This is a genomic window from Methylobacterium sp. A54F, from assembly GCF_053346035.1.
In genome coordinates, this window is record NZ_JBKFBF010000139.1 from 1 (window position 1) to 302 (window position 302).

Consider the following 302-nt stretch of genomic DNA (forward strand, 5'->3'; position numbering starts at 1 on the left):
CACTGGCACGACACGTTCGGCGCCCTGATCGCCGCCGACAGGCCCTTCGTCGTGACGCCGAGCATCGTCCTGGCGGGGGGCGGCGCCCGCCGGCTGCGCGCCTACTACGTGCCGGTGCGCGAGCAGGGCCGCACCCGGGACTGGATCATCGTCAACGGGCCGGCCGAGGCCGCCCCCGCGGTGGCGGGCGGTGCGGTGTCCGGCGCGCTGCGCCAGGGGCTGGAGCAGGCGGTGCCGGGACGCCACCTGCGGGCCGCGCGGGCACTCGTCGGCTGGTCGATGCAGGACCCCGCGGCGGCGAG

1 pseudogene is annotated in these 302 nt (G+C 78.5%); it reads left to right on the top strand.

The window, feature by feature from the left end:
• Positions 1-302 (top strand): annotated as a pseudogene (locus tag ACLBXP_RS25670) (hypothetical protein); the annotation flags it as partial.